Origin of the sequence: Aliidongia dinghuensis (assembly GCF_014643535.1) — a bacterium.
Lineage (GTDB): Bacteria > Pseudomonadota > Alphaproteobacteria > ATCC43930 > CGMCC-115725 > Aliidongia > Aliidongia dinghuensis.
The window spans coordinates 124,561-133,126 of record NZ_BMJQ01000019.1 but is presented as its reverse complement, the minus strand read 5'-3'; the positions used below and the strand labels follow the sequence as shown (position 1 = coordinate 133,126).

Genomic DNA, 8,566 nt, shown 5'->3' with positions numbered 1-8,566 from the left:
TGCTGGTCGGGTAGTGCTTGTTCGCCTCGATGTCGGCGCGGATCTGCGCCGCGTAGGCGTCCTCGGCCCCGGCGCTCGACGGGCGGGCCGGCGTCGGAGCTGCCGCGGGCGCCGGAGCGGCGGCAGGTGCGCTTATTGCCGGCGTGGCCGGCGCGGGCTGCTCCGGTACTGGTGGGGGGACCGGTCTCGGCGTCGGCCGCGCCACCGGCTTCGGCCGGGCGACGGGGGCGGGGCGGGGCGGGGCCGGCGCTGGTTGCGGTGGTGCCGGTTGTGGGGGTGCCGGTTGTGGGGGCGCCGGTTCGGGCGGGGGCGGCACCGGCGGCGTGGGCGCCGGCTCGGGTGGTGGGGGTGCCGGTTCGGGCATCGCGGTCAGCTGGATCTTGACCGGCGGCGCCTCGGGCGCTTTTGGCGGCTTCGGCAGCGGCCGCGTCGTCAGCACGAGGGCGGCGGCGACGACCAGGATCGTCGGCGCGGCAGCCACCCAGCCGCGTGTCCGGTAGAGCAGCTCCACGACGTCAATCCCGCTTCTTCGTCGCCATGGACAGCGCGTCGATGCCCGCGGCCTTCACCGCGTCGAGCGCGTCGACCAGGCGCTGCATCTCGACCGTCCGGTCGCCGTTGATGATGACGTTGACGTGCGGGTCGGCCGCATGCAGCGCCGTGAGCCGCTGGGTCAGTTCGTCCGCCGTGACCGCGGCGCCGTCGAGCTGCATCTCGCCGCCCGGCGCCAGCGTGATGATGACGTTCTTGACCGCGCGATTGTCCTCGGGCTGCGAAGATTGCGGCAGCGTGGTCTTGATGCCGAGCGCCGGAATCACGTTGATGCTGATGAGAACAAAGAAAACCAGCAGGAACATCATGACGTCGATCATCGGAATGATCTCGATGCGCGCCTGTTTTCTTGGCTCCTCAGTCCATCTACGCATGACTGTCCCCAATTTCCTAGTTGACTGCAGGAGCGACCATTCGATCGCCGTGGGCGAGCGGCTTCACGGGATCGAAGAACATGAGCTTCACGGTCCCCCGCTTGAAGCTCAAATGCGACGCGGCGCCAGGCTTCTTGGGTGGGTCCGTCCGCGCCACATCTGCGGTCACGAGGAAGATCCGGCCGGTCGTGGGATCGACCGCCATGGTGCGCGCACCCGGCGCTGTCTTGAGGTCGCCAAGCTTGCGGAACTGGCCCGGCCCGTCCGCTTTGATCACCGACAGAGTTCCTTCGGCATTGGCACTGAAGGCCAGCTTGCGGGCGGGATCGAAGCCGGCCGCGTCGGTGCCCTTGCCGATCGGCAGGGTCGCGACCTGCTTGCCTTCGACCGCGTCGACGATTGCCATCACGCCGTTGGCACAGCTCGCGAAGAGGCGCCCGTCCTCGACATCCAACGCAAGCCCGTGCGGGGCGACGCAGCCATCGAGCGGCCAGCGCGCCTCGACCGTGCCACTGGCGCCGTCGATCCGGGCGATACTGCCCGGATCCTCGACATTGACGTAGATCTTGCCTTTGCCGTCCGTCACGGCGAATTGCAGCACGGCACCGAGATCGATCGACGTCGCCACCCGGTTCGTCGCGGGATCGACAACCGTGACCGTGTGACTGTCGCCGTTAGCGACGAAGAGATGGGTCGAGACGGGATCATAAACCACGGCATCGGCATCGGACGCCGTCTTGATCCGCGCCAGCGGCTTGAAACTCTGCAGGTCGAAGGCGACGAGCTCACCCTGCTCACCGCTCGCCGCGTAACCGCGGCCGGGCAGGACGGCAACCCCCTGGGCCGCAGCCAGTCCGGAAATGGCGCCGAGGCGCTTGCCGGAGAGGCTGTCCACCACGGTCACTTCGGTGTCATGGCCGATATAGAGCCGGTGCCGCGCGGCATCGAGCGTCAGATAGTCCCAATGATCGGCCCCGCCCAGTCGAACCGTCTTCGTTAGGCGATAAGCCGGCAACTCCCCGCCGTCGGCCCGTGCAGGTGCCGCCATGAATACCGCCAATGCCAGCAGCAGCGCGCAGGAAATCGCGCGCTTCCAGAAACGCCTCACCATCATCGATCGCCCTGATCCTCAACAGAAGGGGACACGCCCCAAAATCGAGAGCGATATTGGCGAGGCGAATATTGCCGCCATATGACGGTTGGAAAATCTATATTTTTCGATTATTGGCGTTCCGTAACGTCGATGAGTCATCGACAGGGCAAGTCCGGCCCGGATCGGAAGCTTGTAACAATCCGCCGCTAACGCTGCTCGTTCGACAGATGACGCGGGGCGGAGAACGCGCTTGAAGATCCTGCTGATCGAGGATGATGCCGAGACGGCCGACCATCTCGCCGAGGGGCTCGTCGATGAAGGCCATGACGTGGCCGTGGCGCCGGATGGCCGCAAGGGGCTGATGCGGGCAGTCGACGAGGCCTGGGACCTCATGATCGTCGACCGGATGCTGCCGGGGCTCGATGGGCTGGGCCTGGTCAAGATGCTGCGCGGCGGCGGGATCGAGACGCCGATCCTGTTCCTTACCACCATGTCCGGCATCGAAGACCGGGTGCAGGGGCTGAATGCCGGCGGCGACGACTATCTGGTAAAGCCCTTCGCCTTTCCCGAGCTGGCTGCCCGGGTGCTGGCGCTCGGCCGCCGGCCGCGCAGCCAGCCCGCGTCGACGATGCTGCGCGTGGGCGACCTGGAAATGGATCTCCTGGGCCGGCAGGTCCGCCGCGGCCCGCACGAGATCGGCCTCCAGCCACGGGAGTTCCGGCTGCTGGAATACCTCATGCGCCATGCCGGCCAGACGGTTACCCGCACGATGCTGCTGGCGAATGTCTGGGATTATCATTTCGACCCGCGCACGAACGTCGTCGAATCCCATATCAGCCGGCTGCGCGGCAAGGTCGACAAGGGCTTCCGGGACGAGCTCATCCATACTGTCCGCGGCGAAGGATATTGCCTCCGTGCCCCTGCCTAGGCTGCTGCGGACCACCAGCTTCCGCCTCATCCTTCTCTCGGCCGCAATCTTCACGGCCTCGGTCGCCGTGCTGTTCGCCATCATCTACTGGTCCAGCGCCGGCTTCATGTCGCGGCAGCTGGACGAGGAAGTGGCGGCCGAGCTGCGCGACATCGAGACCGGCGAGGCGCCCAAAGGGCTCCAGGCGGTCAAGGAAGAAGTCGAGGAGCGCATCGACTGGAAGACCGCGGGCGTTTATTACCTGCTGCAGGACAGGAACGGCCATGTGATGGCCGGCAACCTGCCGGCCCAGCCGCCCGTCGAGGGGATCGTCGACCGGTCCAAGACGGCCAACCAGGACGACGACGGCGATGCCGCTCCCGGGTTCCGCGGGCGCGGCATGACGACCGTCGACGACGCCTACCTCCTGGTCGCCCACAGCAATCATGTGCTGAACGAGATGCAGCGCCTCATCAAGCGTGTCTTCGGTGTCGCGGTCCTGGCGACCCTCGGCCTGGCGGCTGTCGGCGGCATCGCGACCAGTGCGATGCTGCTGCGCCGGGTCGAGGCCGTGAGCCGCGCCAGCCGGGCCATCATCGACGGCGATCTCAGCCGCCGCATGCCGGTCACCGGCACCGATGACGAATTCGACCATCTGGCCGGCAATCTCAATGTCATGCTCGACCGGATCCAGGGCCTGATGGAGGGTATGCGCCAGGTCTCGAACGACATCGCCCATGACCTGCGGACGCCGCTGACCCGGCTTCGGCAGAGGCTGGAGCGCGGCCACAAGCGTGCCCGCTCGGCCGAGGAGCTGCGCGAGACGGTCGCGGGGGCTCTGGGCCAGATCGACGAGATCCTGGACACGTTCGGCGCCATCCTGCGTATCGCCCAGATCGAGGCCGGCAGCGGCCGTAGCTCCTTCACCGAAGTCGATCTATCGGAACTCGCCGCCAGCCTCACCGAGTTCTACCAGCCGGTGGCGGAGGAGCGAGGACAGGCGCTGGTGGCCAAAATCGAGCGCGGCCTCCGCGTGCACGGCGACCGGGAGCTGCTGGTGCAGATGATGGCCAACGTCATCGAGAACGCCATCCGCCACTCGCCGGGCGGCACGGGCATCACCGTTGGCGCCGTCCGCTGCACGGGTGGCAGCACCCTCTTCGTATCGGATGGCGGCCCCGGCATTCCGGAAGACCTGCGGGACAAGGTCTTCCAGCGCTTCTTCCGGCTCGAGGCGAGCCGTTCCACACCCGGCAACGGGCTGGGCCTCAGCCTGGTCGCGGCCGTCGCCGCTCTCCACGGCGTCACCCTGCGGCTGGCCGACAACCGGCCAGGCCTGAAGGTCGAGATGAATTTCTTCGCCGCCTGAGGCTCGCGTCAGGCCTGCTGCCGATCATTGAAAATCGGTGAACTTTGAAATTCACATTTCACCGCGACAACACGCGCCGGCCATTTCGGGCCAATAGGGTGCGCCGCGTCGCCGCCCTCCCGCGGCCCCGTTCGACTTCAGTCTGACGCCCATGGCTCCAGCCCGCCGCTCCGCGGCCGGCTGCGCCGCCGTGCGCGCCGATTTCAAGGGATCTTTCATGCGCAACCCGATCCGCCACCAACGTCTCGCCATGCTGGCGACCACTGCCGCCCTGGCACTGCTCGCAGCGCCGGCCCTGGCCGATGACACTTCGACCGATATCGGCCAGGTCTCGGTGACGGACAACAATGCGGCTTCCGCGGCGCCCACCCCGACGCCCAGCCTGACAGGGACCCGCGCCGAGGCGCTCGAAGCCAAGAAGCGCGCACCCAACATCGTCGACATCCAGCCGCAGGAAGAGATCCGCAAGCTGCCCGACGTCAATGCCGCAGAGGCGCTGCAGCGCATGCCCGGCATTTCGCTGGAAAGCGACACGGGCGAGGGCCGCTTCATCAATATCCGCGGTCTCGATGCCGACCTGAACGGCACGAGCTTCGGCGGCGTGCGCCTGCCGGCCTCGAACCTGGCGACGCCGTCCGGCGGCGGCCGCGCCGTGGCGTTCGATGCGATCCCCGCGGGCTTCATCGGCGGCATCGAGATCACCAAGACCAACCGACCCGACATGGACGCCGAGGCCCTGGGCGGCTCGATCGAGATCGTGCCCAAGGCCCTGCCGGCCGATGGCCACGCCTTCCTCGACGCGACGCTGGGCACCGGCTTCGAGCCCCTGCGCGACACGCCGATCCTGCAGGGCGACCTCACTGTCGGCGGACGCTTCGGCCTCGAGCCCGGCACCGGCCCGTTCGACGACACGAACGCCCGGCCGGCCACCAGCGGCTTCTTCACCAATCCGCGGCCGTTCGGCATCCTCGCCACCGGCTCGGTCTATGACGACCAGCGCGGCATCGACGATGTCGAGGCAACCTATTCCGACAACCAGTCGAAAGGCGTGCCGGACAAGGCGTTCAACCAGCTGGATTTCCGCCGCTATCTCTATCACCGGACACGCTACGGCTATGGCGGCGAGGTCGATTTCGACCCGAACGACCTGAACCATTTCTATTTCCGTGCCGCCCAGACCGGCTACAACGAGACGATCAACCGCAACCGCCTGACCATCAACAACATGGACACGGACGCCAACGGCAATCTGCTGGCGAACTATCAGGCGGATCCCCAGAACCCCAACCTGTTCCTCGCCCCGTCCGCCGAGCTCAACAAATCGCTCCGCGACGAGCGCGAGACGGTGCAGACCCGCCTCTTCACCTGGGGCGGCAACAGCGTGCTGGGCGGCCTCCGGCTCGACTATCGCGGCGCCTATGCTCAGGGCAGCGACAACAAGCCTTATGACTACAACAGCACCTTCGTGGATCCGAACCCGGTGGCGCTGGTCTATGACAACACGACCGATCCGAACCACCCGTCGTTCCACACGATCGACGGCACCAATCCGGCCAATTCGGCGCTCTACCAGCTGAAGGGCGTCCAGAACAGCCAGTTCCACGATTTCGATACGGAATGGAGCGGCAACCTGGACGCCACGCTGCCGCTCGACCTCGGCGAGCACGAGGGCGAGCTGAAGGTCGGCGGCGCCGTCCGCCTGCGCGAGCGCAACGTCAACCAGACCACTCAGACCTACAATCTGGCGCCGGGCGTCGTGCTGCCGTTCACCGACTTCGTGTCCGGGCCCGAGCTCGTCTATTACGGCGGACGCTACGACCTGGGCCTTGGGCCGAACAACAAGACGATCCGCTCCCTGGTCGCAAATCCCCAGGGAATATTGTTTCGCAGCGCAGCCTCGATCCTCGCCGACAACCTGAGCGACCTCGCCGCCTTCCAGCGGGACAACGAGGATGTCTACGCCGGGTATGCCCAATACACGATCAATCTCGGCAAGCTCGACCTGCTGGGCGGCGTCCGGCTGGAACAGACCAATGCCACCTACCGCGCCAACAAGGAGACGACGGACCCCAACGGCAATGTCAGCGTGACGCCCAACCAGTTCTCACAGAACTATCTCGACTATTTCCCGACCCTGCAGGCGAAATATGCGGTGACGCCGGAACTCCAGGCGCGCCTCGCCTACTCGACGGCCATCGCCCGGCCCGGCTTCAACCAGATCACGCCGTCGGTTCAGCTCGACCAGGGCGCGCTCACGGTCATCGAGGGCAACCCGTCGCTGAAGCCCACGACCGCGGACAATTTCGACGCCTCGCTCGCCTATTCGCTTCCCCAGGCCGGCATCCTGTCCCTCGGCCTGTTCGACAAGGAATTCCAGCACTATATCGTCCCGGGCCTGGTGCACAGCCAGTTCGTGGCCGGCGATCCCAATATCTATTCGATCTCGACCTTTACCGATGGCGGCAATGCCCAGGCCTATGGCGCCGAGTTCGCCTATATCCAGAAATTCACCTTCCTGCCCCATCCGTTCGACGGGTTCGGCTTCGACGGCAACTACACCTATGTGCAATCTTCGGTCGAGATCCGGCCGGGCGAGCACAGTCTCCTGCCCTCGACCTCGCGCAACAACTTCAACGCGGCCGTCTTCTATGAGAACGGACCGGTGACGGTGCGCCTTGCCAGCTCCTATGTCTCGAAAAACATCTTCGCCGTTGGCGGCTCGGACGCGACCGACACCTGGTCGGCCGCCCGCTTCCGCCTCGACCTGGGCGCCAGCTACGAGCTGACCAAGAATTTCCAGGTCTACTTCAACGCCAAGAACCTGACCGACACGCCGCTGAAATTCACCGAAGGATCGAGCGGCAACCGGCCGATCCAGCGCGAGGTCTATGACGCGACCTACACCGCCGGCCTCAGGATGTCGTTTTGATGCGCCGTCTGGCGCTTGCCGCCGCGACCCTGGGCATGATGGCTGGAGCCGCCCCTCTAGGGGCGGCCGAGGCGCCGATGCCGCGCTATGCCCATATCTTCGTCATCATCGAGGAGAACCAGGGCTTCGATCGGATCATCGGCAGCCCAGACGCGCCGAACCTCACCCGCCTCGCCGGGCGATACGGCCTTGCCACGCAGTTCTATGGCGAGGTGCATCCAAGCGAGGGCAACTACATCGCGCTCCTGGGCGGGGACACGTTCGGCATCCATGACGACGACGCCAATTTCTGCCGGCCCGGCGTCAAAGACCTGGCCTGCGAGAAGTCGGACCGGCCCGACTATGTGGATCACACCGTCACGGCTCCCAGCCTGATGGCGCAGCTCGAGGCCAAGGGCCTGACCTGGAAAGGCTACTTCGAGGACATTCCGGCGCCGGGCTCGGACGCGGTCCGCTGGCCCCGGCTCGACAAGCCGGTGCCGGGCAAGCCGGCCGAACTCTATGCCATGAAGCACAACGGCTTCATGAACTTCAGATCAGTCCAGGACGACCCGGTGCGCGCCGCCAAGATCGTCGGCTTCGACCAGCTGGGCCGCGACCTCAAGGCGGGTAGCCTGCCTGCCTATGCCCATATCGTGCCCAACCAGTGCAACGAGATGCATGGGCTGGACGAGGGGCCGAACATCCCGGCCGATTGCCGGAAAGGCAATCTTTCCGGCCGGATACGGCGCGGCGACAAGGTCACGGCCGATCTCGTCACCCGGATCATGCGGTCCCGCATCTGGAAGTCCCGCGAGAACAGCGCGATCGTGGTGACCTTCGACGAAGACCACCATCCGAAGGACGGTGCCGCCCAGCCGCAGGGCTGCTGCGCCAGCGATCCCAGGAGCGCCGCCAATTTCGGCGGCGGCCGCATCCCGACCATCGTCATCACCAATCACGGGCCACGCGGGCTCTCGGACCCGACGCCGTACAATCATTATTCGCTGCTGCGCACGACCGAGGCGGCCTTCGGCCTCAGCCCTTTCCTCGGCCATGCGGCCGATGAAGGCGCCGGTGTCGTCGCGATGACGCCGCTCTTCGCCAGTGGAAAATGACCACTTCCTGAGAGCGTCGCGCTGATGACCTGCGTGATGTACATGGCCCCCGCCCGATTGCAACCGGGCGGGGGCCATATGCTTCCAAAGAAGACCGGCGGCTCACGGCCAATCCCCGCCGCTGGACCCCGCGTGTGACCTGCCAAGCTTAGTTCGTAGCGCATGCTCGCTAATGGGCCTCATCACGGACGCGCCGTTCGATCCTTTTGGGGTGGCCCCCTGAACCGAGACAGATAAGTTCGCAC

The 8,566-nt window shown here is 66.2% G+C and carries 7 protein-coding genes and 1 pseudogene; 5 read left to right on the top strand and 3 right to left on the bottom strand.

Annotated elements, in window-relative coordinates; translation table 11 throughout:
• The 3 genes and pseudogenes from IEY58_RS28730 to IEY58_RS28720 all read right to left on the bottom strand — a co-directional run.
• Window positions 1-511 (bottom strand): annotated as a pseudogene (locus tag IEY58_RS28730) (hypothetical protein); the annotation flags it as partial.
• Between the two features lie 4 nt (window positions 512-515).
• Window positions 516-926: an ExbD/TolR family protein gene (locus IEY58_RS28725; protein ID WP_189051597.1), complete on the bottom strand. Its 411-nt coding sequence runs from the start codon at window positions 924-926 to the stop codon at window positions 516-518.
• Window positions 927-942: 16 nt separating this feature from the next.
• Window positions 943-1,974 carry a YncE family protein gene (locus tag IEY58_RS28720; RefSeq protein WP_189051596.1) on the bottom strand — a complete coding sequence of 344 codons (1,032 nt, stop codon included), beginning with the start codon at window positions 1,972-1,974 and terminating at the stop codon, window positions 943-945.
• Between IEY58_RS28720 and IEY58_RS28715 the strand changes: the two genes are divergently transcribed.
• The 5 genes from IEY58_RS28715 to IEY58_RS28695 all read left to right on the top strand — a co-directional run bounded on the left by IEY58_RS28715 (window position 1,973) and on the right by IEY58_RS28695 (window position 8,321).
• Window positions 1,973-2,122, top strand: a complete 150-nt coding sequence (locus IEY58_RS28715; RefSeq protein WP_189051595.1) for a hypothetical protein — start codon at window positions 1,973-1,975, stop codon at window positions 2,120-2,122. The genes IEY58_RS28720 and IEY58_RS28715 overlap by 2 nt on opposite strands.
• 147 nt (window positions 2,123-2,269) lie before the next feature.
• The gene (locus IEY58_RS28710) at window positions 2,270-2,947 is read left to right on the top strand and encodes a winged helix-turn-helix domain-containing protein (protein ID WP_189051594.1); all 678 of its coding nucleotides are present in this window, start codon (window positions 2,270-2,272) and stop codon (window positions 2,945-2,947) included.
• Window positions 2,934-4,295, top strand: a complete 1,362-nt coding sequence (locus IEY58_RS28705) for an ATP-binding protein (RefSeq protein ID WP_189051593.1) — start codon at window positions 2,934-2,936, stop codon at window positions 4,293-4,295. The genes IEY58_RS28710 and IEY58_RS28705 overlap by 14 nt, the downstream gene beginning before the upstream one ends.
• Before the next feature lie 217 nt (window positions 4,296-4,512).
• The gene (locus IEY58_RS28700) at window positions 4,513-7,224 is read left to right on the top strand and encodes a TonB-dependent receptor (protein WP_189051592.1); all 2,712 of its coding nucleotides are present in this window, start codon (window positions 4,513-4,515) and stop codon (window positions 7,222-7,224) included.
• Window positions 7,224-8,321 carry an alkaline phosphatase family protein gene (locus IEY58_RS28695; RefSeq protein ID WP_189051591.1) on the top strand — a complete coding sequence of 366 codons (1,098 nt, stop codon included), beginning with the start codon at window positions 7,224-7,226 and terminating at the stop codon, window positions 8,319-8,321. Before IEY58_RS28700 ends, IEY58_RS28695 begins: the two co-directional genes overlap by 1 nt.
• Window positions 8,322-8,566: the final 245 nt, after the last annotated feature.